A 25,407-nucleotide genomic window follows, 5' to 3' on the forward strand; every position below is an offset into this window, starting at 1 on the left:
TCGGCCAGCTTAGAACGCGCGGAAGGCGAGGCCAAGCAGATCGGAGAGCAGTCATGAACATCCTCATTCTCGGCAGTGGTGGGCGCGAACACAGCCTGGCCTGGGCGGTGATGCAAAACCCGAAATGTGACCGCCTGATCGTGGCTCCGGGCAATGCTGGGATTGCCCGGATCGCCGAATGTGCGGCACTGGACATCGAAAATGGCGGTGAGGTGGTCAGATTTGCGGATGAGAACGCGATCGACTTTGTGATCGTCGGCCCCGAGGCGCCATTGGCTGCGGGGGTTGCGGATCGTTTGCGCGAGGCTGGTGTCCTGGTTTTTGGCCCCTCGGCCGCGGCTGCACGTCTCGAGGCGTCCAAGAGCTTTACTAAAGAGATCTGCGACGCCGCCAATGCTCCAACCGCAGGATACGCCCGGTTTATCGAGGCCGAGCCAGCCAAAGCCTATATCAAAAAGCAGGGCGCACCTATCGTCGTCAAGGCTGATGGCTTGGCCGCGGGCAAGGGTGTGATCGTTGCGATGGACGAAGCGACGGCCTTGGATGCGATCGATGACATGTTTGGCGGAGCCTTTGGTGGTGCCGGTGCCGAAGTTGTGGTCGAAGAGTTCATGGAAGGTGAAGAGGCATCTCTGTTCGTGCTGTGCGACGGGGAAAGCATCCTGTCCATTGGCACGGCGCAAGACCATAAACGGGTAGGCGAGGGCGATACCGGTCTGAACACCGGCGGCATGGGCGCGTATTCTCCGGCTACTGTGTTAAGCGCTGTAATCGAAGAGCGCGCGATGAACGAGATTGTGCGCCCCACCATGGCAGAGATGAAGCGGCGCGGAACGCCGTTTCAGGGCGTTCTTTATGTTGGTTTGATGATCAAAGACGGCCAGCCACGGTTGGTTGAATATAACGTGCGTTTCGGCGACCCGGAATGTCAGGTGCTGATGATGCGCCTGGGCGCGCAGGCGATGGACCTGATGCACGCCGCAGCAGAAGGCCGGTTGGCCGAGGCGCGTGTAAACTGGGCGGATGATCACGCCTTGACGGTAGTCATGGCCGCAAATGGTTATCCGGGCGCCTACCAAAAAGGCAGCGTGATTAAAGGGCTGGATGACGTATCTGAAGATAGCGGTAATATGGTGTTTCACGCAGGAACCAAAGAATCCGACGGTCAGATCGTCTCTAGTGGTGGCCGGGTATTGAATGTCACCGCACGCGGCCAGAACCTGCAGGAAGCGCGTGACCGCGCCTATGAGCTGATCGACGGGATCAACTGGCCAGAGGGGTTCTTTCGCCGGGATATCGGATGGCGGGCGCTGTAATCGCGACGGCTCCCGCGCCCAGCCACTGCATCAGAGATGCAGCGTCAATGGGCTTGGGCCGGGCAGCCCTCTGACGCGGGCTGCAGTCAGGGCGAGGGTACGCAGTTAAGCGCAGAGGTCATTGCTTTCGGGCTAAAGGGGGCGACCAGATGCTGCACCCAGCCATTGTCAAAGCGGATGCTGACAATTTCGCGCCAGTCCGCAGACGCGACAACCAGTTCCGGGCCATTGCCACAGTCGCGCAGACCCCCTGTGATGAAATCTTCGCCGATCCGATGATTTGTCAGCCTTGGTAGGGCGGCAATCTGGATTAATTCTCCGTCGACAAAGCGCCAAATGCGCAATGTCTTGGCCAGATGAGGGCGGTCGACATAGGCGATTTCGATATTGCCATCCCCATCCAGATCCGCCGCCCCGACCGGAGCAAGCCATCGAAAGCTGGTACCGATATGCGGAGTTGCGGCGATTTTATCGCCTCTGGCATCATAGATGGCCAACTGAGCGCCCGCTTGGTCCTGAGATTCAACGACAATGGCCTCGGGGGTCCCATCCTGATCCACGTCCACAAGCCGTGGAGCGAGATCTTCAAATACGCGATCAGATGGAAGACGGATGGTCACATTTCCGCTTTGGATAGTCAGCTCCAACGCGCCATATTCGATGTTATCACCCAGAACTCCGTGGGCGTAACGTGTAGTCGGCTCGGTGAAACGAGCGGCTGGGACGGTCTCTGCCAGTGCCAGCGGGACATGGCCGGTCAGCCAGAAGCACAACGTCAGCGCTGCGCCGCGGGCCTGACCCTGCCAAGTTCGGTAGGGTAGGCGCGGCGCTTTGCAGGGCATCAGATCTGTTTTTCCGGCATCTGAACGATCAGGCCATCCATCTCTTCTGTGACTTTGATCTGGCAGGTCAGGCGCGAACGGGCAGGGTCGGGCTCATAGGCAAAGTCCAGCATGTCTTCTTCCATGTCATCCTTGCCGGGAATTTTCTCAACCCAGTCGGGGTGGATATAGACATGGCAGGTCGAACAGGCACAGGCGCCGCCGCAATCCGCTTCGATGCCGGGAATGTTGTTGTCACGGGCTCCTTCCATGACGGTTAGTCCGTTGGCGACCTCGACAGTGTGCTCGGTACCGCCATGCTCGACATAGGTGATCTTTGCCATTGCGTGCGTCTTCCTTTTTCGATTGTCGATTTCTTCCTTAGTGAAGGGCGTTGCCTGTTTCCAGTGGGAATTGCGACATGAACGGTCGCGGCTGAATATTCTTATCGACAATATTGCAATCGAGCCTGCACCGATGTCAGTCGCTTTGACCGATCTCTAGAACCATGTGCAGGTGCATTCCTATTCCATGCTCGTCGTCCAAAACGGGCACGCGCGATTCAATTTCGACGCTAAATCCAATATGTTCATAAAAACTAACGGCTTCATTGTTGGCAGCTACATCAAGGCATATTTGATTGCACCCACCCGCCAAAGCCCGTTTCGTTGCTATTGCAAAGAGTTGGCTGGCAATGCCTGTACCCTGCATGTCTGGGTTCACAGCGAATTCGAGAATGTAGTAAGAGTTTTGACGCGGGGCGGGAAACAACCGATCCATCCAATGCAAGGCAGATTTTAGATGACGGCTTCATCTTCGCCAAGAGCATTAGCTTGATGATCGACGGAAAAATCGAAATTCGCAGCATATTCTTCTTCTGTATGCCCAATAAGGAGGCCGGCGACTTTGCCACGGTGCATGGCCGTGAAGGCATGTTTGAACGAATACAAACCTAGTTGCGCGGGCCATTCTGTTCCGATGATCTTAAGCAAGACATCCATTTTTCCAAATATGTAACCGTTTAGTTTTGGATCTGTGCTCCATAGAAGATCGGCGAGAGCCTCGGGTGGAACAGATTTGGAGGCCGGTTGTACTAGGACGGTCAAAATTCACTCCTGATTCTGGCATCCAGAAAATGCGACATACCGTGTAAACAATACCCTCGCTTATCGTTTAAACAAAACGCCCTGCGATTGCCTGTCACGGTGATCTCCGCGCAACTCGGCATGCAAGGCGCGGCCCGCTTGCACACCGCGGCGAGAGCTTACGGTTTCCAACCAGCGGGTAAAGTGAGGCTTGTTTTCCAACACCTGTTGTTGCCCTTCCCACAAGCTCGCCCAGCCCCAGATCGACATGTCGGCGATGGAATAGAAATTGCCGGCCACATATTCGTTCTCGGCCAGCCTGCGATCCAGAACGCCGTAAAGACGTCCGACTTCGGCACGGTAGCGATCCTTGGGGTAGGGCAGGTCTTGCGGCGGGTCCAGCTGAGGTGCGTATTTCAGGAAATGGTGTGCTTGTCCCGCCATCGGGCCGATGCCGCCCATCTGCCACATCAGCCATTCTTCGACAGCGATCCGGTCACGTTCAGTTTCACCATAGAAGCGTCCGGTTTTTCGGGCGAGATACATCAGGATCGCGCCGCTTTCGAATACAGATACCGGCGTCCCTCCGGGTCCGTTCGGATCGACGATCGCGGGCATCCGGTTGTTGGGGGCGATCTTAAGGAACTCGGGGTCGAACTGGTCGCCTTGGCCGATGTTGATCAGGTGGGTTTTATAGGGCAGCTCCATCTCTTCCAAAGCGATGGACACTTTCCAGCCGTTGGGCGTGGGCCAGAAATATAGATCGATCATGTCATCTCCTCAAACTGGACGCGATCATGGAGGTGTTTCAGCGCGTTCGGCAAGAGGGCGCGCAGGTGTGTTACGAAAGCGTGACCTTGGTGCAGCCGGTCTTGACGTGATCTGGGACGGGGCGTAAATGCATCCTCATCAAGTGGCGATTTGTTACCGGATTGCGGGCCACGTTAAACAACACCGCTAAAAGGTCAGGATGAAAGACCCCTTTCGCTTGGCCGCGTCTGGGGTTTTTTGTTTACGTCCCTCAAGGGGCTGAAAGGAATGACATGAGCGAGAGCTGGAACAAGCGCACACAAGCCGTCCATGGCGGCACCCGCCGCAGCCAATACAACGAAGTGAGCGAGGCGATCTTTCTGACCCAGGGATTTGTCTATGATACGGCCGAGCAGGCCGAGGCGCGGTTCATCGAAACCGGCCCTGATGAGTTCATTTACGCTCGGTATGGCAACCCGACAGTTTCGATGTTCGAACAGCGTATCGCGGCTCTGGAAGGGGGCGAAGACGCTTTTGCCACCGCCTCTGGAATGGCTGCGGTGAATGCGGCACTGACTTCGATGTTGCAAGCCGGTGACCACGTTGTTTCTGCCAAGGCTCTGTTCGGGTCGTGCCTGTATATTCTGGAAAACGTGCTGACCCGGTTCGGGGTTGAAGTGACCTTTGTGGACGGTACCGATCTTGACGCATGGGAGGCTGCGATCCGCCCGGATACCAAAGCGGTTTTCTTCGAATCCATGTCCAACCCGACGCTTGAGGTCATCGACATCTCAGCCGTTTCCCTTCTGGCCCATGCGGTTGGTGCAACGGTCATCGTGGACAATGTGTTCTCGACCCCAGTTTTCTCGCGCGCGATCGCTCAGGGGGCTGACGTGGTTGTCTACTCGGCGACCAAGCATATTGACGGGCAGGGCCGCGCCCTGGGTGGTGTCATCATCGGCACCAAAGAGTTCATCCGTGGTACGGTCGAGCCCTATATGAAACACACCGGAGGCGCGCTTAGCCCCTTCAACGCGTGGATCATGTTGAAAGGGCTTGAGACCATGGCGTTGCGGGTCAACGCACAGGCCGAAACCGCCCAGAAGATTGCCGAGGCGCTAGAGGGCCATCCGGCGTTGGAGCGGACGCTTTACCCCGGTCTGAAGTCTCATGCGCAGAATGATCTGATACAAACGCAGCTTGGCGGCAAAGGCGGGACAGTGCTGTCGTTGGATATCAAGGGCGGAAAAGAGGCGGCATTTTCCTTCCTTAACGCCCTGACGATTCCGGTGATTTCGAACAATCTGGGCGATGCCAAGTCGATTGCCACCCACCCGGCAACCACCACACATCAAAGATTGAGTGACGACCAAAAAGTTGAGCTGGGCATTGCTCCGGGCCTCATCCGGTTCTCGGTCGGTCTGGAAGACGCCGATGATCTTCTTGCCGATATCAAGCGCGCATTGGACGTTTCTCAGCAATAGGGGCGTCAGCTGAACTGTTAGCCATGGTTCGAAAACGGTTTGTGACTTGTGCGCATGATGCGCCCATCACGAAGTTTCGATCCGGGCTGTGTTTCGGCGCGTATACCATTAGACTGGAAATCGCGTCGAACATATATATAGTCCGGCGACCAACCCGAGGAGCCCTGATCGATGAACGTGTATCCCCGTGACATTGATGACGCCCCCAACAATGATGAGGCCGCGGCAGCGTTGAAAACCCTGCGGAAATGGGCCGAGAACGCGACTGAGGCTGAAATCGGTCAGCTTGATCCTGCTGTCGCGCGGCTTGTGCCGGGGCTCCTGCCGGTCAACTACCCATCCCTGTCGCGGCATTACCCCGAGGGGTTTGCTGTGGATGAGGCCTACCGCGCCTCGTTGCCTGACCTTCAGAATGGACCTTCCAGCCTGATCCGTGGGGCGAAGCAACAGATTCAACATGTTGGCATATCGAATTTCCGCCTGCCGATCCGGTTTCACCGCAAGCAGGGCGACGACCTGACGCTGGAGACCTCAGTGACTGGCACTGTCAGCCTTGATGCGGAAAAGAAGGGCATCAACATGTCCCGTATCATGCGTTCGTTCTACAAACATGCTGAGCGCACGTTCAGCTTTGAGGTGATCGAGGCTGCGCTGAACGACTATATGACCGATCTGGACAGCTTTGACGCACGTATCCAGATGCGGTTCTCTTACCCGGACAGGACTCAAAGCCTGCGTTCGGGTCTGGAAGGCTATCAATATTACGATATCGCCCTGGAACTGGTCGAACAGAATGGCGTGCGTCAAAAGATCATGCATCTGGATTATGTGTATTCCTCGACGTGCCCATGTTCTCTGGAGCTCAGCGAGCATGCGCGGTCTACACGAGGGCAACTGGCGACGCCGCATTCGCAGCGCTCGGTTGCGCGGATATCGGTTGCGGTCGATTGCGATGCCGATTGCCTCTGGTTCGAAGATCTGATTGCGCTGTGTCGCAGGGCGGTGCCGACCGAGACGCAGGTCATGGTCAAACGTGAAGATGAGCAGGCCTTTGCCGAGCTGAACGCCGCAAACCCGATTTTTGTCGAAGACGCGGCACGCCTGTTTTGTGCCGAACTTTTGGCAGACCATCATATCGGCGATTTCCGAGTGATCGCCAGCCATCAAGAAAGCCTGCACAGCCATGATGCCGTTTCTGTTCTGACTGAGGGCCCGACCTTTGTGTCCTCCAGCCTGGATCCGAGGCTGTTTACGACATTGTTTCATGTCGGATAGGTGTTAAACCTTTGTAAAGCCTTGATTAAGTGCCGGCGTGGTGAAATTTCGCCGCATTGCAGCGATAAATGCTGCAAGCGCGAAGTTCTTGCTGTAAACTATCCTTGAATGCAGCCATCTCGTGGTCACTGTTCTGGTGATCATTTCACTCAATCAGGAAGCCGGCACGTGCGACGCCAAGGACTGCAAGGCAACGTAATCCGCCCGTTTTGTCAGGGCGGGCAGGGTTCTTTACTCATTCGCGGGTTGCATCACTTTCACAGGAGAACAACCTCATGAACCCGTTTACCCAGCCATTTGAATTTCAGGCAGCAGCAATTCGATTTGCCGGTGAGGCAATGACCAACCATTTGAAAATCATGCAAATTCTGACCAACTCTGCGATTGAACTGCCCTTCGCCCAGGTTCAGGCCCTGCGTGTCGCCTCCGAAAAGACTGTTGCTGACGTGAAGGCACTTGAGTTCAAATCTCAGGCGATGCCTGTGGTCAATGCTGATCCGCAACCTGCGGCAAAGGTCAAAGTGGCCGTCCAGAAAAAGGCAGAAGTCAAGGCAAAGGCCGAATCGCCCAAGCCCGCCCTGGCGAAACCTGTGACAAAAGCCAGAGCGTCGGGGGGTGCGAAAAAGGCACAGACCAAGTCCGCGGCAAAACCTCCAGTGGCAAAAGGCGCAGCCCCAAAGGTCGCAGCTAGGCCCGCTGCCCCCAAAGCCGCTACGGCAGAGCCTGCAGTTACCAAAACCGTAACTGCCAAATCTGAAACGCCCAAAGTAGAAGCCGCTAAACCTGCTGCAGTCAGACCTGCAGTGGCAAAAACTGCTGCTCCCGCCGCAGCGATCGACGCTGCTGTTGCAAAAACCGCAGCTGTTAAACCCGTAGCGTCCAAGGTGAAGGCAGATCGGGTTGCAACCGCCAAACCTGCACCTACAAATCCGGCCGCGCCGAAGGCTCAGTCGGGACAGGCGGCAGCTGCACGCCGGTCACGCGCGCCTTCGAAACCGCCCGTGATGCCCGTCTCGAGCAGCAAAACCGAAAAGTAATCGGGACATCCGCTTGACACAGTCGTGCAGGCGCGCCAACGCTGCGCCTCATGACGGACATGCGCCCGGTAGGATATGTGATTGGCCTGTTGGTCGCCATTCTTGGGGCGACCATGATGTTGCCCATGCTTGCGGACCTTATCGAGGGCCGCGGCGAATGGCATGTTTTCCTTGAAAGCAGCGTTATCACCATTCTGACCGGCGCTGTCCTTTCTATGAGCTGCTCAAATGGCGTTGGCGAAGGGTTGACGATCCGTCAGACCTTTCTGCTCACGACCGGCGTTTGGGTGGCTTTGCCTTTATTTGGGGCAATTCCTTTCCTGTTCGGGGAAACCGAGTTGCGCTTTGTCGATGCCTATTTCGAGGCCATGTCTGGCCTTACGACCACGGGCTCGACCGTGATTTCCGGGCTCGACGGGCTGCCGCAGGGGTTGCTTTTGTGGCGCGGTGTGCTGCAATGGCTGGGCGGTATCGGGATCATCGTTGTTGCAATGGTTTTTCTGCCCGAGCTTCGGGTCGGAGGAATGCAGATCTTCCGTTCGGAAGGTTTCGAAACTATGGGTAAGATCCTGCCGCGGGCGCAAGAAATCGCAGGCCAGATTTCCCTGATCTACGTGTTCCTGACCGTGGTCTGCGCGCTTGTTTACACCGGTCTTGGCATGAGCTTTTTTGACGCCGTGGTTCATTCTATGACCACAATCTCGACCGGTGGGTTTTCAAACTATGATGCATCGTTCGGTACCTTCTCGGGTCCGGCGGAATATGCGGCGTCGATTTTCATGATCCTCGCTGCCCTGCCATTTGTGCGTTATGTTCAGTTTGCCAATGGCAGCACCGGCTCCCTGTTCCGCGACAGTCAGATTCGGGCGTTTTTGGCCACGATCCTGATTCTTGTAGCCGTCATGGCGGTGTTTTTGACCTCTGTCTTTCCGCATCACTGGGAACAGGCGGTGCGGGAATCGCTGTTCAACATCACATCGATCATTTCAGGTACCGGATATGCCAGCGTCGATTATATGGGTTGGGGCAGTTTTCCGATCATGGTGTTCTTCCTGATTGGCCTGATCGGAGGGTGTGCGGGATCAACTGCCTGTTCGATCAAGATTTTCCGCTATCAACTGCTGTTTGCATCCATCAAAACTCAAATCCGGCGTATCCGTTCACCGCATGGGGTGTTCATGCCTCTCTATGACGGGCGTCCCATCGGAACGGATGTCCTGACTTCGGTCATGAGCTTTTTCATGTTCTTCGTATTGTCTTTGGGTTTTCTGGCATGGGCGCTGGCGCTGACCGGGCTGGATTTCATTACCTCTGTCTCGGGTGCAGCAACAGCGTTGGCCAATGTTGGTCCGGGCCTTGGGGATCAGATCGGACCAGCGGGTAATTTCAGCGGGCTCAGCGATACAGCCAAATGGTTACTATCTGCGGGGATGCTGGTCGGTCGGCTTGAACTGCTCGCGGTCTATGCGCTGTTCACAGTCCATTTCTGGAGAAGTTGATGAAAAGACCACTTGGCGCTCAAATCTCGCACATGCTCCGGGATCGGGGTGTTGATGTGATTTTTGGTATCCCCGGCGTCCATAATCAAGAGATGTATCGCGGGATCGAAGAAGCCGGCATCACCCATGTTCTTGCGCGTCACGAGCAGGGGGCCGGTTTCATGGCGGACGGATATGCGCGCGCAAGCGGCAATCCTGGCGTGGCCTATGTGATCACAGGGCCTGGGCTGTGCAACATCATGACACCCATGGGGCAGGGGTATTCGGATTCGGTGCCAATGCTAGTGCTGTCCTCCTGCCTTGATGATGATCAGGCGCTGCAGGGACAGCTTCATCAGATGAAGGATCAACGTGCCGCCGGAGAAACGGTCGCGGATTGGTCGTTGCAGGCTAATACAGCTTCGGCCGCCTATGGCCTGGTTGAACGTGCTTTCGAAGAGTTCGCGTTGAGCCGCCCCAGACCCAAGCACATACAGGTGCCGATTTCGCAACTTAAGGCACAGGCTGACCCAGCCCCATTCCCGAACCAGCCGGGTTTGCGGACAAAGGCTCTGCCGCCGGACGTCGCGCCGGTCTTGTCGATGCTGAACATTGCGCGCAGGCCGCTGTTCGTTCTGGGAGGTGGTGCAAGATCAAACTTGTGGCGGCAGATTCTGACACAGATCGGAGCGGCCTGTTTCACCACCTATGCGGGGCGTGGAATGGTGGGGTTGGATTATGCGTTGGATTTTGGCGCTGCCTTGTCTCGTCCCGAAAGCGCCCGGATCATCGCCTCCGCCGATCTTGTGGTGGTCGTCGGAGCCGAGCTGGGTGAGGTCGATCTGTGGCGCGATGCGCTGGGGCATACGGCCAATATGATCCGCATTGATCTGGACCCTCAGGTCCTGTCGGACCATCATCGGGCCTCTGTCAAGTTGCAGGCGGATGGCGGAAGCTTTGCCCACGCGATGTGGGCGTCTATTGACCATGTCAAACCGGCAAATGGCTGGTCCTCGGATGAGGTCTCCGAAGCCCGCAGTAAATGGCGCGCCGAGATTGATGCGGAACGGCCCGGTATTGTCCCGGTGTTGGATGCCTTGCGTAAGGCAATGCCAGCGGATGTGATGGTGTATTCGGACATGACCCAGTTCGCCTATGTTGCCAAGGGGGTGTGGGAAATGCCTTTCCCCTATCATTGGCACCACCCGAACGGCTTTGGCACGCTGGGCTATGCGTTGCCGGCTGGAATAGGTGGCGCTATCGCGCGGCCGGGCAGGCCGACTGCTGTGATTGCTGGGGATTATGGCTTTCACTACACGATGATGGAATTGGGCGTGGCGGTAGAGCTGGGTTTGCCCCTGCCGATCATTCTTTGGGACAATGGCAAGCTGAAAGAGATCGAAGACAGCATGGTGGGCAGTCAGATCGCGCCGAATGCTGTCGTTGCGCGAAACCCTGACTTTTGCAAACTGGCCGAGGCATTCGGCGCCTTGTCTGCTGCGCCCTCAACACTGGAAGACATGCAGTCTGCGGTGCGAAAAGCGTTTTCCGCTAAGGGGCCGACATTGATCCGGATCACTCCGGACATATGGCGCGCAGAATAAAAAACGCCGCCCGGATGGGCGGCGTTAATGCGCGATTTTACGAACTCAATCCCAGCATTGTACCAGAACAGTCATCCCATTTGCCCGGCGGCTAAGCTCATTGGGTGAGACCTGCGTGGCGGCGGTGGCGCTGGATTGACCTGCCAGCCCAGCCTTGCTCAGCGCCTTGTTCAGGCTCTCTGTATTGGCAGACAGGCTGACCGAGGCGGGCAGGGTCCGCCCATTCGTCGGGGTCGGCAAAAGCATCCCGACCACCTGACCGTTGCCGTCAAACACGGGGCCTCCTGCATCGCCGGGTTGGGTGGCCAGCGCCAGACGCTTCACGCCATCCTCACCGTTCAGGCCGCGCAGGTCGGCGATCTGCCCATATGACAGCGTCGGACCGCCCAAAACGCCCTGATACGAGAATCCGGAGACCGCAACCTCGGACTGAATCCGCGGCTTGGTGCTGCTGAACTCGGCCACGCTGATCGGGGAAAGGTCGCGGCTTGGCCGCAGAACGGCGATGCCGATATTGGGATCGGTCGAGGCGACCTCAAGCTCGTGCGCGCCGTCCAGCGTGATCCGCGAGCAGCTATCTGCCGCCTCGGTCACGGTGAGGACGGTGCCTTTGGCATCCGCAAAGAACCCCGAGCGTGACAGGCGCGGTTTGCGAACCTGCAGGCCGGATACAAGATCAATGCTTTGCGCAGCGTCCGATCCGGCGGCGGCGTCAAGAACCGCATCAGTGGTGCTAAAGCCCGCTTTCATGGCGGCAAGAACGCGGGTACGGCGCGCCTCGTCCCCTTCGGGCCAGACCAGAGTAAAACCTTTGATCTGACCATCTTTCAGCTTGGCCTCGGTATAGGATACAATGTCATTGCCGCGACCTTCCAGCGTAAAGCTGTCACCGCGCAGCTGGCGAGGGCCTTCAAGCGGAACGATTTCCAGCGACTGCATGACTTCAAAAAGGGCCCGCAGGGTTGCTTTGGTGCCATCCTGACTGATCAGCAGGGCCTGAGCATTCAGGTCGGTCGAGCCGTTGAAATGCACGAAGGGGGCCTCGTAACGGTCGAATGCAACAACACCCAGCGGCATGGCCATCTCGATACCTGCCTGTGGGTCTGTGTAGCGCTGCATTCCGGCGCTGATTAATGGCGCGTTATAGTCATCCATCAAGGCGTTGCGCTGTGCCGTCGTCAAAACCCCGGTCGCCTCGTATCCGTTGAAACTTTGCCAGTCGCCCATCGAGCGACGCGTTCCCTGTCCAAAGGCACCGTCAATCGTCGAGTTGTAGAAACCGGCTGCTTGAAGTGCGGTTTGAAGGCCCATACGCTCCTGCGCGCTCAGCAATCGTTCGCTTTGCAGCGCCTGTGATCTGGTTTCATCGGCAATTTGCGGGGTTGCCTCGGCCACTGGCTGTTCCGGTTCAGGTGCGACCGGCGCTGTCACAGCGGCCTGGTCCTGAGTATTCGCACTGACCGGCCAGAACTGCTGCCCCAGTGTGTTCGAGAAGGCGATAAAGCTGTCGGCTGGAATTTGCCCCTCTGCGCGGTACACCCGCAGAACTTGCTCGGCATCGCCGCGCAGATACGGGCCGATCACAATGGCATACCAGCCCGAATTCAGGCGAAATCCATTCACGTCTGGCAACGCGCCAGAATAGGCTTGTGCGCGTTCCTGGGCTTCACGCAGCGAAGGCTGCGCCTCGACCTGGACCCAAACACCTCCGTCTTGCTGAGCAAATGATGCCCGCACGCCGAAAAGGAAAAGAACTGAAATTACCGTTAATATGCGTCTCATTGTGTGCCTGTGTCCGCGGTGTTTTTCTGCGATGAAGAGTACGCGATATGCGGGTTGAAACACCATGCCTGGAATACGGGGAATTTCCAGTTCGGCCGCTCAGTGGCTTCCCGGGCACACTGTCCCGTTGACGCCCCTTGGCCCCTTGCATAGGAAGGGCAAAACCCACCGGAACAGGGCGCAATGGCGTCCAAAGGGAATGTGATGACCGTTAAGTCCAACGCACCTCGCTCTTTTCAGGAGATCATCCTGCGCCTTCAGACCTATTGGGCGTCAAAAGGCTGCGCCATTCTGCAGCCCTATGACATGGAAGTGGGGGCAGGGACATTCCATCCCGCGACTACTTTGCGCGCGTTGGGGTCCAAGTCCTGGGCCGCAGCTTATGTACAGCCCTCGCGCCGCCCAACAGATGGGCGCTATGGCGAGAACCCCAATCGCTTGCAGCACTATTATCAGTATCAGGTGTTGATCAAGCCTAGCCCGCCGGACCTGCAGGCGTTGTATCTGGGCAGCCTTGAGGCAATCGGCATCGACATGGACCTGCATGACATCCGGTTTGTCGAGGATGACTGGGAAAGCCCAACCCTGGGCGCCTGGGGCCTGGGCTGGGAGGTCTGGTGCGACGGCATGGAAGTCAGCCAGTTCACCTATTTTCAACAGGTCGGAGGCCATGACTGCGCGCCGGTTTCAGGTGAATTGACCTATGGGTTGGAGCGGCTGGCGATGTATGTGCTGGGTGTTGATCACGTGATGGACATGCCCTTCAACGATCCGCAGTCACCCAGCCCGCTGACCTATGGTGACATATTCAAACAGACCGAAGAAGAATATGCCCGCTGGAACTTTGACGTGGCCAATACCGACGTGCTGCTCGACCATTTCAAAGAGGCCGAGGCTGAATGTGCCACCATTCTGGCGCGGGATCATGACGATCCCAAGACCGGCAAACGCATCATCATGGCGCATCCGGCCTATGATCAGTGCATCAAGGCGTCGCACATCTTTAACCTGCTGGATGCGCGTGGCGTGATCTCGGTGACGGAACGGCAGGCCTATATCGGACGCGTGCGCGCCTTGGCCAAGCAATGCGCCGACGCCTTCGTCCAGACCGAAGCCGCCGGGTACGAGGTCTGATGCGGCAGTTACGCCAAACCGGGAAGCAGAACTTTAAGTCCGTCCGCGATCATGCTGATTGCGATGGCAGACAGGATCATACCCATAAAGCGGCTCATGATCACCCGAGCGTTGTCCGAAAGCCGCTTGGACAGCGCCGCGGCGTTCCAGAATGTGACGAACAGCAAAAACAGCACTGCCAGAAAAACGCCCGCATAGAGTATGACGTCCATAGGTTTGGACATTTGATGTGCATAGAGGATCAACGTCGTGATTGTGCCAGGCCCAACGAGGATGGGAAAGGCCAACGGATAAAAGGCGACGGTGTCGGCCTCGGGATAAGATTTCTTTTCGCCTTCGGTTCCGTGATGCGCCGTGCTCTCGGTGCCGCTCAGCATGTTCAGGCCGATCATCAGGACAACAAGACCGCCCGCAACGCGCAGATCATTGACGCTGATGCCGAACAGTCCCAATGTCTTGCTGCCAATGGCTGCAAAAGCACCGCCCAGGATCAGACAGTAGGTGACGGTTTTCACCGCAACCTTGCGTTGATCTGCGGGGGTCAGACCATCAGTCACGCTCAGAAAAACGGGCAAGTTGGTGATCGGGTTCATGATCGCAAAAAGCGCGCCGAAAAAACCTGCGGCGAGAGTCGTGTCCATTTTCATTACCCTAAAGTCAGCCTGTATCAGGTTGGAAACTGGCCCATTTTCGACCTCAATGAAAGAGGCCACGTGAATAGGATGCTCGAACGATGACCGGAAAACTACTTGCTATTCTCCTTCTTGGGTCGGCTGTTCTGGCTGGTGGGGCCATGTACTATCTGCAAGTTTACGGCTTTTATTATGAAGTGGTCTCAAAGCCGGGACAGGATGTCCGTTTGCTAGCAATCGGCGCAGATGAGCCCGAGACCATCGCCTATACGGACTTTCAGGCGATTGATGCGGACAGCTCTCCGATTCGATACCGCGCCTGCTTTGAAACTGACCTGACGCCAGCAGATCTGGCTGGTTATCAGACCGCCAATGACCCCGAACCGTTGACGGCGCCCGGATGGTTTGAGTGCTACGATGCCATAATGATTGCCAACGCGTTGCAGACCGGTCAGGCGCAGGCCTTTATCGGGGCTAAGAATATACACTTTGGCGTGGACCGGATCGTCGCTGTAACCCAGGATGGAAAAGGCTATGTTTGGCACGCGCTGAACAACTGCGGGGAAAAGGCCTATGACGGCACGGTCGTCGGAGAGGAATGCCCGCAGCAACCGGAAACGGGGCAATGACTTATCTCATCCCGGATATGATCGCCGCCACGTTGGGTCTGGCTGTCTATCTTTTGGGGGCGGAGTTGAACACGCAGGTGAAACTGCTTCAGCGCTTCAACATACCCGAACCGGTCAGCGGCGGGTTGGTCGCAGCGCTGGTGATGTTGGGATTATACATGGCCACAGGCATCTCATTCGATTTTGAGATGGCCACGCGGGATTACATGCTGGTGCTGTTTTTTGCGGCAATCGGCCTGAATGCCCGGTTCCTGGATCTGCTTACCGGCGGCAAACCTCTGTTCTTGCTGTTGGTTCTGACACTGATCACCATCATCATGCAAAACGGCATTGGTGCCGTCGGGGCAGTTGCATTTGGCTTTCCTGCCCAGTCCGGAGTGTTATTCGGATCAGCTGCCCTGATCGGAGGGCATGGAACCGCCATCGCGTGGGCGCCGGACGTTGGCGCCGTAACTGGGTTGGAAGGCGCGACCGAGTTGGGGGTCGCAGTGGCGACATTGGGCCTGGTGTTGGCCGCGGTGGTTGGTGGTCCCGTGGCCAAGTATCTTGTCGAACGCTATAATCTGACCCCCGACCGCCCCAACGAAGAACTGACAGTTGGTGTGGCAACCGAAGAACAGCGTTATCCCGATATTACGCCGCTTGGTCTGATGCGGGTCATGCTGTACCTCCATCTTGCCATTATCGTTGGCTACGGTGTGAATGTTCTGATCGCAGAGGCCGGCCTGAAACTTCCCCTGTTTGTACCTTGTCTGATCATTGCCATTTTGATCGGCAACCTGCGCAGTTGGTTGCGGCCAAATGCAGATCCCGTCAGCCGCACATCCGCGCTTGGGCTGGTTTCAGAGCTTGCGTTGGGTACCTTTCTGGCCATGTCGCTGATGAGCCTGCAGTTGTGGACGATTGCGGAACTTGGTGTGACCATTTTGGTCGTACTGGCGGCACAAACCGCCTTTACGGTCATCTTCGTTATCTACGTGTTGTTTCCGGTGATGGGGTCGGGATATCGCGCCGCGGTTCTGGCCGCAGGCTTCGGTGGGTTTGCGCTGGGCGCGACCCCCACCGCCATCGCCAATATGACCGCCGTAACCAAGCGATATGGCCCGTCCCCTATTGCCTTTATCGTACTGCCCCTTGTATCCGCATTCTTTGTGGATATCGCCAATGCCATCGTCATCCAGACGATCGTCAATTTCTAAGGACTGACTATGCCCGACCTGCTGATCGAACTGTTTTCCGAGGAAATCCCTGCACGCATGCAAACCCGTGCCGGTGAAGACCTGAAAAAGCGGATCACCGATGGTTTGGTCGAGGCCGGTCTGACCTATGCCGGGGCCGCCTCACTGACCACGCCCCGTCGTCTGACTTTGGTGGTCGAAGGCTTGCTGGCCGAAAGCCCGTCCATCCGCGAAGAACGCAAGGGTCCGAAAGTGGGCGCACCGGATCAGGCCATCGAAGGCTTCCTGCGCGGCGCCGGTGTAACCCGTGATCAGCTTGAAGAGCGCGAAACGCCCAAAGGCACGGTGTATTTCGCGATGATCGAAAAGCCCGGGCGACCGGCGACTGATATCGTGGCCGAAGTGCTTGAGGCGACCATACGCAATTTCCCCTGGCCCAAGTCGATGCGCTGGGGCAGTGGGTCGATGCGCTGGGTGCGTCCGCTGCATTCGATCCTGTGCATCCTCAATGATGAGACCGGAGCGCAGGTCGTGCCTCTTGAGGTCGAAGGGATCAAATCCGGCGACACAACCGAGGGTCACCGCTTTATGGCCCCGAACCAGTTTTCTGTAACATCGTTCGAGGATTACGCCGCCAAGCTGAAACGCGCTTTTGTTGTGCTGTCACCTGAGGAACGCGCCGAACACATCTGGAACGACGCGCAGAACATGGCGTTTGCCGCGGGTCTGGAAGTGGTCGACGACAAGGGTCTGCTGGCCGAGGTGGCCGGGCTGGTCGAATGGCCCGTGGTGCTGATGGGGCAGATTGACGAAGAGTTTCTGGAGCTGCCGCCTGAGGTGCTGCAAACCTCGATGAAGGAACACCAGAAATTCTTTTCCGTGAAGAACCCCAAAACGGGCCGGATTGAACGCTTTATCACCGTCGCCAACCGCGAGACCGCCGACAATGGCGCGACCATTCTGGCGGGGAACCAGAAGGTGCTGTCGGCCCGTCTGGCGGATGCCAAGTTCTTTTGGGAGAATGACCTGCGCGTTGCCAAGTCGGATATGACCCAATGGACCCGCGCGCTGGAGAACGTGACCTTCCACAACAAGCTGGGTACACAGGCGGAACGGATCGACCGAATCGCGGCACTAGCCCGCGAACTGGCCCCAGTGGTCGGAGCAGATGCGGATCAGGCCGAGAAAGCCGCGCGTCTGGCCAAGGCCGATCTGAGCTCGGAAATGGTCTATGAATTCCCCGAACTTCAGGGGCTTATGGGGCGGTACTATATTGAGGCTGCAGGCGAAGACGCCGCCGTGGCCGCCGTGGCGCAAGAGCACTACTCGCCGCTGGGCCCGTCAGACGACGTGCCAACCGCGCCTTTGTCAGTGACCGTGGCGCTGGCGGATAAGCTGGACACGCTGACCGGGTTCTGGGCGATTGATGAAAAGCCGACCGGTTCGAAGGACCCGTTTGCCCTGCGTCGAGCGGCGTTGGGGGTTATTCGGTTGGTTTTGGAGAATGGGTTGAGGTTGCCCCTAATCCCAATGTTGAAAACAGGAAATGTGGGCTTTGTCGCGGATAGGGTAGTTAAGTCGTCCGGTACCGAGCGTCACCGGCTTGAGCAAGTGGCCAACTATCTTGGCATGTCAGTAAGTGAGGTGGAATCCCTTCGAGACGAAGGACTTGGAAATCGGAGTGTCGAGCAGATCGAAGCCGAAGTTGCAGAATACGAGCGCCGTTATGGACCGCTGGATTTGAGCGTATTGTTAGGTGCCAACCTTGAAACAAACCTCCTCTCTTTCTTCCACGACCGCCTCAAGACCTTCCTACGCGATGAGGGTATCAGGCACGATATCATCGACGCCTGTATCGCGATGGAGGGCAATGACGACCTCAACCTGTTGGTCAAACGTGCCCGCGCGCTGAACGCGGTGATTGCGACCGAGGATGGCGAAAACCTCGTGCAGGGGTTCAAGCGAGCCAACAATATCCTGTCTCAGGCCGAGGAAAAGGATGGGGTCGAGTACTCCTATGGCGCGGATGTGAAATTCGCCGAAACAGACAGCGAGAAAGCACTGTTTGCGGCATTGGATCAGGCTAAGGCACAGATCGACACAGCGCTGGCGTCCGAAGATTTCCCGGCCGCGATGACGGCTATGTCCGCGCTGCGCAGGCCGGTGGATGCGTTCTTTGAGGATGTGCAGGTCAATACCGACAATGACATCCTACGCCGCAACCGTCTGAACCTGCTCAGCCAGATCAGGAAGGTCTGTTCCAGCGTGGCCGATCTGGCCCGGATCGAAGGTTAACGCTCTTGCGCCACGGGCGCAGGGGCCTATGCTGCGGTGAAACCAAAAGGTGCCGCAGTGCAGAATAACCCGCATACCACTCTGATCACAGCCGAAGCGCCCGTAGCGGCGAATACTCATGGCGGGCGCGCGAAATGCCTGCAGCGCCTGGTTCGGCTGGATTTTCCCGTACCACGAACGGTTGCATTGTCCTTTGATGCAGTGCAGCGGATCGCCGGCGGGCAGGTGCCCGACATTGCGGCCATTCTCGAACAGTTCGACGAGGCGGCGTTGCTGTGTGTTCGCCCAAGCTCCGAGGATCCCGATTGGGGCGGGCCGGGGGCAATCCTCAACATCGGCATGAATGATGCGCGCTATGTGGACCTGTCAGACGAGATGGGGAACGAGGCCGCGGCTGCACTGTCGCTGCGCTTTGTTCAAAGCTATGCCATTCATGTGGCGCGTCTGGATGCGGATGTGTTTGACGACATCGAGGCCGATGGGCTGGAAGGTCTGCGCCAGTCGTTGCGGGCCTATGAGGATGAAACCGACGAGCCTTTCCCACAGGATCGTGGTGAGCAGCTGGTTGCGGTTCTGCGATCGATGGCGCGGGCCTGGGATGGAACCTCAGCCCGGCTGTTACGCCAGGCAAAAGGTGCGCCAGCGGATGCAGGTCTGGGCCTGGTCATTCAGGAGATGGTCCCGGGTGTGGGGCAGGGCGAATGCGGGTCCGGCGTTCTGCAACTGATTGATCCGACAACAGGGCTGCAGCAGATAACCGGTCGTTACCTCAGCCAAAGCCAGGGTCGCGATGCGTTGGGCGAGGGGGTCGCTGCGCTGTATCTGGAAAAGGATCCGCGTGGTAAGTCGCTTGAGGAAGTTGCGCCCAAGGCATTCGCGGAACTCAAGGCACATGCTGCAATCATGCGCGAAAAGCTGCGTGAGGAAATGCAGGTCGAATTCGTCATCGAAAATGGGCACGTTCACATTCTGGACGGTGTGCGCGTGCAGCGCAGTGCCCGTGCTGCCATGCGGATTGCCGTTCGGTTGGCCGAGGATGGCATCATTCCTCAGCAAGAGGCGGTGATGCGGGTCGATCCGCATTCTCTGAACGAGTTGCTGCACCGGCAGGTTCACCCCGACGCGCGCCGTGATGTGCTGACCACAGGCATTGCAGCCAGTCCAGGGGCGGCAACCGGAAAGCTTGTGTTTACTGCGGCCGAGGCGCAGGCCAGTGCCGCGCGGGGCGAGCCCTGTATTCTGGTGCGCCGAGAGACGTCCCCGGAAGATGTCCGGGGAATGCACGCCGCAGTGGCTGTTCTGACCGAAAAGGGTGGGATGACCAGCCATGCGGCCGTGATCGGTCGCGGCTTGGGCCTGCCTTGCATCGTTGGCGCCTCTGAAATGCGGTTTCAGACCAAAGAGAAGATGTTGACAGCCCAGGATGGCCGCGTTTTCAAAACGGGCGACAAGCTGACGATAGACGGAACTTCGGGGCAGGTTCTGGCGGGGCAACCCGCGATGCTTGAGGCGGCGCTAGACGATTGTTTTCAGACGCTTATGAGCTGGGCAGACGCCGAACGTGATATTGAGATCCGCGCCAATGCCGATACGCCTGCGGATGCGCAGACCGCTCGGAACTTTTCGGCACAAGGGATCGGCCTGTGCCGGACGGAACATATGTTCTTTGATCCCGGCCGCCTGATCGTGATGCGCGAAATGATCTTTGCTCAAACCTCTTCCGGTCGTGCGGCGGTTCTGGAACGTCTGCTTCCGATGCAACGCGCAGATTTCGTGCAACTCTTTCGAATTATGGAAGGTCAACCGGTCTGTATCCGCCTGTTCGACCCGCCGTTGCATGAGTTCCTGCCCACGACTCGCAGTGGCCAGCGTGAATTGGCAGAGGCACTTGATCTGCCGGTTTCGGATGTGGAACGCCGTGTCGCCGAGATGACCGAATATAATCCGATGTTGGGATTGCGCGGCGTCAGGCTGGGCATCACGGTGCCGGAAATCTATGATATGCAGGCCCGGGCAATCTTTGAGGCGACGCTTGAGGCCAGCAAAGAGGGCGCTCTGGTGGTCCCCGAGGTGATGATACCGCTGGTTTCGGCCAAGCGCGAGGTTGAGCTTGTCAAATCTCGGATAGACACGGTTGCGGCGTCGGTAGCAGCTGAACGAGGGCAAGAGTTCGAATATCGGCTGGGGGTCATGGTGGAAACGCCGCGTGCCTGCCTGCGGGCGGACGAAATCGCTCCACAAACTGCGTTCCTTAGCTTCGGCACCAATGATTTGACCCAAATGACCTATGGATTGTCTCGTGATGACGCTGGTCGTTTCATGTCTGCTTATGTGCGTCAGGGTGTTTTCGCCGAGGATCCGTTCCACGTGCTAGATCCCGATGGTGTAGGGGAATTGCTGAAGCTGGGGTCTGAACGCGGACGCCGGGTTCAGCCGGACGTGACCCTGTCGGTCTGTGGCGAACATGGCGGAAACCCCGAATCAATCGCAATTTGTCGGGATTTGGGGTTCGACTATGTGTCATGTTCACCCTTCCGGGTACCTGTCGCTCGGCTGGCTGCCGCTCAACTGGCGATTTCGTCCAGACTTGGGGGTTGACAGTAACTGCCGACCCAAGGATTAGTGTGAAAAGAAGGTAGCCGTCGTCAACTTATTTTGACGTTACGGCGATTTTCCACTTGCATCTTCTTCTGATCTGGACGTTTCCGATTCAATTCGGTATGAGCCTCATCGCGCCCGCCGGGGGAGGGTATGGCGCAGAATGTGCCTGTGCGAGGTTATCTGATGCTAAGATATATTCTGGCTGTTGCCGTTATGGCGACAACCATGCTGCCTAGTGTGTCCTTCGCTGAGAGGGAAGCAACCGATACTGCGAAACGTGAGCTGGTCGCCCGTAGCGAACTGCCCGGTCAGAATTTTCGCGATTATCTGAATTTGTTCAAGCCCCGACAGGAGCCTGAGCCGAAAAAAGTGTCCTACTCCAAGAGCTGGTTGGACGAGCAACCCACCGCCACCGGAGGTGAACAGTTCAAGTGCCTGGCCGAGGCGTTGTACTTTGAAGCGCGCGGCGAAGGTGTGCGCGGTCAGTTTGCTGTGGCGGAGGTTATCCTCAACCGTGTTGCCAGCAGCCGCTTTCCCGACACGCTGTGTGGTGTGATCAATCAGGGCACAGGTAAGAAATACCAGTGCCAGTTCACCTATACCTGTGACGGTCAAGAGGAAGTGATCCGAGAAAAGAAGGCCTATGAGCGTGTAGCGAAAGTCGCGCGTACAGCCATCGACGGGGCTGCCAAAAAGCTCACCGAAGGGGCTACGCATTATCACACGACCGCAGTGCGCCCGTCTTGGGCCAAGGTCTACAAGGAAACTGCGCGTATCGGTGTTCATATTTTCTACCGTCACAACTATCAGACGGCGAGCAACTGATTGACGCACCCGCGCTGGAACCCTACTGGCGCGGGACGAAAATCGGTTTAGATTGCGGGCCAAGGAGGTCCGTATTGTTGTTATCACGCAGACAGATATTGCAATCCGGTACAGCAATGTTGCTGTTGCCCAAGGCAGTGCATGCCGCAATAGATGATTTGGTTGCCCAGATCGTCTCCCGACAGCTGGCCCCTGACGGGTACCCCGAGACCTCGGTTTGGTCCTTTGGTGGAAATGTGCCCGGTTCAGAAATTCGCCTGCGCAAAGGGCAAAACGTCCGGCGCAGATTGGTAAACGATTTGCCCCAACCCGCTACGATCCACTGGCATGGCATTCGAATTGTCAATGCAATGGACGGAGTCCCGGGTCTGACGCAGGACGCTGTTCAGCCAGGCCACAGTTTTACCTATGACTTTGTGGTCCCGGATGCGGGGACATATTGGTATCATGCCCATAACCGATCCATGGAGCAGGTTGCGCGTGGCCTCTACGGCCCATTGATTGTCGAAGAAGATAATCTGCCTGATGTGGATCAGGATTTGACCCTTGTCCTGGACGACTGGAGGTTAGCCCCGGAAACCGGGCAGATCGTAGAAGATTTTGATAACCAGCACGACCTCAGCCACGCCGGGCGTTTGGGCAATCTCGTCACAGTTAATGGCCAGTTTGATCCAGAATATGCAGTGGCGCGCGGCGCGCGCCTGAGGCTGCGGCTGATCAATGCGGCAAATGCCAGGATATTCGATCTGGGGCTGGATGGTCTGACAGGTTGGATCGTCGCTTTGGATGGAATGCCTCTGGTTGACCCTTTGCCGGTTTCCGGGAACGTCCCGCTTGCACCTGCTCAGCGGATGGATCTGATTGTGGATGTGCAAAGTGATGAGGGTCAGATTGCCGGGCTTGTAAGTCAAGAACGCGGTGACAGCTTCGGTCTGGTTCGGCTTGCGGTGGCCGGTCAGGCGGCGGCAAACAGGACTGGAATCCGCCCTTTGCCAGCAAATGAGATGCCTAAGGTTCGGCTGGACGACGCACCGATCCATCGCATGACGCTGCAAGGCGGGGCCATGCGCTGGCTGGATTCCGCCAATATGGGCGAGACCGAACTATCAGGCCGTGAATTGGCCCAACTCGGGAGGTTTTGGGCATTGAATGGCTATTCTGATCGACCGGATGAGCCGTTTCTGGATGCGCGATTGGGAAGTGCTCATCAGCTTGAGTTTGTCAATGAAACGGCGTTTCCCCACGCTATGCACCTGCATGGGCACCATTTCCGCATCATCCTGGATGACGGCACGCTGGGCCCCTGGCGCGACACGATACTGATAGGGCGGGGTCAGACCCGTAAAATCGCGCTGATTGCTGACAATCCAGGCGACTGGTTGTTACACTGCCATATGCTGGGTCATTCCGCATCCGGAATGATGAGCTGGTTTCGCGTCAGCTGACGCCGCATTCGAAGACTGGAATGGCGTTTGCTGCGATGTTATAGGGCCTGCAATGTGTAATTAGGGCCGATACGTCCACCAAGCCCAAAGGGTCAATCGCATGAGTTCTGAAATCCGTCTTGCCTTTGCGCACCCGTCCGAGCGGTCCGAGGCGACTGCCACGCGGGGACCTCTGGATCGCATCTCTCTGCGTGACCATATTGTCGAGGTCGAGATCGGCGCCTTTCAGGCCGAGCGTGGAACGACGCAACGCATTTGCTTTAATATCGTTGTCGAGGTGCGCCCGCTGACCGATCCTATTGACGATGATGTTGATCGCATCCTGTCCTATGATCGTGTGACCGAGGCCATCGGCTTTGAGCTGTCGGCCGAGCGGTTGAACCTGCTGGAAACTCTGGCGGACCGGATTGCCGAGAGAATTCTGCTTGAACCTCAGGCTGTAAGAGCCTTTGTCAGAATAGAAAAGCTGGATCGTGGCCCCGGCGCTTTGGGCGTTGAGATCGTGCGCGGTAAAGATGCAACTCACCACGAGCTGGTCGAGGAAGAGCGTCCGCACCCGCGTTTGGCCTTCCTGTCAAACGAAGCAATCGCGTCGGACAATCTGACCGGCTGGATTGACCAGTTGGAAAACCGGAAACGCCCCCTGATCCTCTGCGTCGGGGCGGCGGATATGGCCGTTTCGCAAACCGGTCACGCGATGACTCAGCGCCGGATCGACCTGCTGGCCATTGAACAGAACGCCTGGGTACTGGCCGCGCGCGACCTGCGCTGCGTTGTCGTTTCCACCCGGACCGAGTTGGATTGGGCCATGAAGAACGGGCAGATTTGCGTCTGGGCGCCGTCCAAGATCGTGCTTGATGCAGTGGACGGCCCGTCGGCTGCGCCCTCGGATGCGGTCGCTCTGGCGGCGTGGTTTGCCGCGACATTCGAAGCGAGCGAGCTGATGGTATTCGGAGGCGCCTTGCCGGACTCACCCCAGACTCCGCTGCGCGCTGTGCCGGTGGATCAGGCGAATCTGTGACTGCTTACTACCGACCCCTGGTTCAGCATGGTGAGGCGCGCCCTGAAGGGGCGGTGACCTTAGCCGGTCAGACGCTGTGGTTCACCCATGTCGAACGCCTCAGCCGGACTGAAGCCGCGTGCATCATCCCGGCTGCGCAGGTTCCCGGCGATGTGCTGGATCGGCTGACACGTCCACGGGCCGCTATTTCTGGCGTTGCGATGGATCGGCCCCAGATCATGGGCATCCTCAATGCCACGCCGGACAGTTTCTCGGATGGCGGGGTGCATAACTCGGTCGAGGCGGCACAGGCTGCGGCGCGGGACATGGTCGCGCAGGACGCCAGTATTCTTGATATCGGAGGCGAGTCGACACGCCCCGGCGCAAGTTTTGTTCCTGAAGACGAGGAAATCGCCCGTACCGAACCGCTGATCAAAGCGATCAGATCGGCCACCGATGCGCTGATTTCCATAGACACCCGCAAAGCCGCCGTCGCCAAAGCCGCCTGGAAAGCCGGGGCAGGGCTGATCAATGACGTCTCGGGCTTTACCTTCGACCCGGACCTTGCGCCGTTCTGTGCCCAAGTTGGGGCCCCTGTCTGCGTGATGCACATGCAGGGCGATCCCGGTTCGATGCAGGACGACCCGACTTACGACAGTGTTTTGCTGGATGTTTATGACTTCCTACATGGGCAGGTTGGTTTTCTTGAAGACCTCGGCATGAGCCGGGACCAGATCATTATCGACCCGGGCATAGGATTTGGCAAAACCGAAAAGCACAATCTTATCCTTCTGCAGAATCTCAGCCTGTTTCACTGCTTGGGGTGTCCGATCCTGCTGGGCGTATCCCGAAAGGGGTTTATCGGGCAGATAGGCAAAGAGCCCCGCAAAGACGCGCGTGCGCCGGGATCCATCGCCGTGGGGCTGGCCGGATTGGCACAGGGTGTGCAGATCCTGCGTGTTCATGACGTCGCTGAAACCGCTCAGGCCTTGCGTCTATGGGCCGCCGTCCGGTAATCCGGTCGCAAGCAAGAATT

22 protein-coding genes and 1 riboswitch are annotated in these 25,407 nt (G+C 57.6%); of the genes, 15 read left to right on the forward strand and 7 right to left on the reverse strand.

Translation table 11 applies throughout. The annotated features are described in order from the left end of the window. Positions 1 to 53 precede the first annotated feature (53 nt). Positions 54 to 1,316: a phosphoribosylamine--glycine ligase gene (gene purD, locus AC2FJV_RS09170; protein WP_496713472.1), complete on the forward strand. Its 1,263-nt coding sequence runs from the start codon at positions 54 to 56 to the stop codon at positions 1,314 to 1,316. A gap of 86 nt (positions 1,317 to 1,402) precedes the next feature. Here purD and AC2FJV_RS09175 read toward each other — a convergent pair whose 3' ends face one another. From AC2FJV_RS09175 to AC2FJV_RS09195, 5 genes are all read right to left on the reverse strand, one after another. Then, the gene (locus AC2FJV_RS09175) at positions 1,403 to 2,158 is read right to left on the reverse strand and encodes an FG-GAP repeat domain-containing protein (RefSeq protein ID WP_496713474.1); all 756 of its coding nucleotides are present in this window, start codon (positions 2,156 to 2,158) and stop codon (positions 1,403 to 1,405) included. After that, positions 2,158 to 2,481 (reverse strand): 2Fe-2S iron-sulfur cluster-binding protein, encoded by a 324-nt coding sequence (locus tag AC2FJV_RS09180; RefSeq protein WP_496713476.1) that lies wholly within the window; start codon positions 2,479 to 2,481, stop codon positions 2,158 to 2,160. The genes AC2FJV_RS09175 and AC2FJV_RS09180 overlap by 1 nt, the downstream gene beginning before the upstream one ends. A gap of 136 nt (positions 2,482 to 2,617) precedes the next feature. Further along, positions 2,618 to 2,917: a GNAT family N-acetyltransferase gene (locus tag AC2FJV_RS09185; protein ID WP_496713545.1), complete on the reverse strand. Its 300-nt coding sequence runs from the start codon at positions 2,915 to 2,917 to the stop codon at positions 2,618 to 2,620. A gap of 17 nt (positions 2,918 to 2,934) precedes the next feature. Beyond that, a complete protein-coding gene (locus AC2FJV_RS09190; protein ID WP_496713478.1) occupies positions 2,935 to 3,243 on the reverse strand; it encodes a hypothetical protein in 309 nt (102 codons plus the stop codon). Positions 3,244 to 3,303: 60 nt separating this feature from the next. Continuing rightward, a complete protein-coding gene (locus AC2FJV_RS09195; protein ID WP_271946383.1) occupies positions 3,304 to 3,993 on the reverse strand; it encodes a glutathione S-transferase N-terminal domain-containing protein in 690 nt (229 codons plus the stop codon). Between the two features lie 132 nt (positions 3,994 to 4,125). Further along, a riboswitch (SAM riboswitch) is annotated at positions 4,126 to 4,203 on the forward strand. Between the two features lie 62 nt (positions 4,204 to 4,265). On the opposite strand from AC2FJV_RS09195, the gene metZ reads away from it, so the two are divergent. The 5 genes from metZ to AC2FJV_RS09220 all read left to right on the forward strand — a co-directional run bounded on the left by metZ (position 4,266) and on the right by AC2FJV_RS09220 (position 10,850). Continuing rightward, positions 4,266 to 5,456: an O-succinylhomoserine sulfhydrylase gene (metZ, locus tag AC2FJV_RS09200; protein WP_281994799.1), complete on the forward strand. Its 1,191-nt coding sequence runs from the start codon at positions 4,266 to 4,268 to the stop codon at positions 5,454 to 5,456. 171 nt (positions 5,457 to 5,627) lie between these two features. Further along, positions 5,628 to 6,731, forward strand: a complete 1,104-nt coding sequence (folE2, locus tag AC2FJV_RS09205; RefSeq protein WP_142634540.1) for a GTP cyclohydrolase FolE2 — start codon at positions 5,628 to 5,630, stop codon at positions 6,729 to 6,731. A gap of 275 nt (positions 6,732 to 7,006) precedes the next feature. After that, entirely contained in the window at positions 7,007 to 7,768 is a 762-nt protein-coding gene (locus AC2FJV_RS09210; RefSeq protein WP_496713480.1) for a hypothetical protein, read from the forward strand. 50 nt (positions 7,769 to 7,818) lie between these two features. Further along, a complete protein-coding gene (locus AC2FJV_RS09215; RefSeq protein WP_142634535.1) occupies positions 7,819 to 9,267 on the forward strand; it encodes a TrkH family potassium uptake protein in 1,449 nt (482 codons plus the stop codon). Beyond that, positions 9,267 to 10,850, forward strand: a complete 1,584-nt coding sequence (locus AC2FJV_RS09220) for a thiamine pyrophosphate-binding protein (protein WP_282027467.1) — start codon at positions 9,267 to 9,269, stop codon at positions 10,848 to 10,850. Before AC2FJV_RS09215 ends, AC2FJV_RS09220 begins: the two co-directional genes overlap by 1 nt. 45 nt (positions 10,851 to 10,895) lie before the next feature. Here the strand turns inward: AC2FJV_RS09220 and AC2FJV_RS09225 are convergent, their stop codons facing one another. Beyond that, entirely contained in the window at positions 10,896 to 12,632 is a 1,737-nt protein-coding gene (locus AC2FJV_RS09225; RefSeq protein WP_496713483.1) for a serine protease, read from the reverse strand. A gap of 204 nt (positions 12,633 to 12,836) precedes the next feature. On the opposite strand from AC2FJV_RS09225, the gene AC2FJV_RS09230 reads away from it, so the two are divergent. Further along, positions 12,837 to 13,766: a glycine--tRNA ligase subunit alpha gene (locus AC2FJV_RS09230; protein ID WP_271946397.1), complete on the forward strand. Its 930-nt coding sequence runs from the start codon at positions 12,837 to 12,839 to the stop codon at positions 13,764 to 13,766. An 8-nt stretch (positions 13,767 to 13,774) separates the two neighbouring features. Here AC2FJV_RS09230 and AC2FJV_RS09235 read toward each other — a convergent pair whose 3' ends face one another. Beyond that, positions 13,775 to 14,407 carry a MarC family protein gene (locus tag AC2FJV_RS09235; protein ID WP_142634527.1) on the reverse strand — a complete coding sequence of 211 codons (633 nt, stop codon included), beginning with the start codon at positions 14,405 to 14,407 and terminating at the stop codon, positions 13,775 to 13,777. A gap of 92 nt (positions 14,408 to 14,499) precedes the next feature. Between AC2FJV_RS09235 and AC2FJV_RS09240 the strand changes: the two genes are divergently transcribed. The 8 genes from AC2FJV_RS09240 to folP all read left to right on the forward strand — a co-directional run bounded on the left by AC2FJV_RS09240 (position 14,500) and on the right by folP (position 25,387). Further along, complete coding sequence (locus tag AC2FJV_RS09240; RefSeq protein ID WP_271946400.1) at positions 14,500 to 15,027, forward strand: DUF6446 family protein; 528 nt, start codon at positions 14,500 to 14,502, stop codon at positions 15,025 to 15,027. After that, a complete protein-coding gene (gene gltS, locus AC2FJV_RS09245; RefSeq protein ID WP_496713485.1) occupies positions 15,024 to 16,226 on the forward strand; it encodes a sodium/glutamate symporter in 1,203 nt (400 codons plus the stop codon). The genes AC2FJV_RS09240 and gltS overlap by 4 nt, the downstream gene beginning before the upstream one ends. 9 nt (positions 16,227 to 16,235) lie before the next feature. Further along, entirely contained in the window at positions 16,236 to 18,500 is a 2,265-nt protein-coding gene (gene glyS / locus AC2FJV_RS09250; RefSeq protein WP_496713487.1) for a glycine--tRNA ligase subunit beta, read from the forward strand. A 36-nt stretch (positions 18,501 to 18,536) separates the two neighbouring features. Then, on the forward strand, positions 18,537 to 21,098 hold the full coding sequence (locus AC2FJV_RS09255) for a putative PEP-binding protein (protein WP_281972295.1): 2,562 nt from the start codon (positions 18,537 to 18,539) through the stop codon (positions 21,096 to 21,098). Positions 21,099 to 21,251: 153 nt separating this feature from the next. Further along, the gene (locus AC2FJV_RS09260; protein WP_496713489.1) at positions 21,252 to 21,926 is read left to right on the forward strand and encodes a cell wall hydrolase; all 675 of its coding nucleotides are present in this window, start codon (positions 21,252 to 21,254) and stop codon (positions 21,924 to 21,926) included. A gap of 116 nt (positions 21,927 to 22,042) precedes the next feature. Continuing rightward, entirely contained in the window at positions 22,043 to 23,371 is a 1,329-nt protein-coding gene (locus tag AC2FJV_RS09265; protein WP_496713491.1) for a multicopper oxidase family protein, read from the forward strand. A gap of 100 nt (positions 23,372 to 23,471) precedes the next feature. Further along, a complete protein-coding gene (locus AC2FJV_RS09270) occupies positions 23,472 to 24,392 on the forward strand; it encodes a dihydroneopterin aldolase (RefSeq protein ID WP_496687550.1) in 921 nt (306 codons plus the stop codon). Beyond that, a complete protein-coding gene (gene folP, locus AC2FJV_RS09275; protein WP_496693302.1) occupies positions 24,389 to 25,387 on the forward strand; it encodes a dihydropteroate synthase in 999 nt (332 codons plus the stop codon). The genes AC2FJV_RS09270 and folP overlap by 4 nt, the downstream gene beginning before the upstream one ends. Positions 25,388 to 25,407 lie beyond the last annotated feature (20 nt).

It is taken from the genome of Ruegeria sp. CDSA241, from assembly GCF_059611265.1.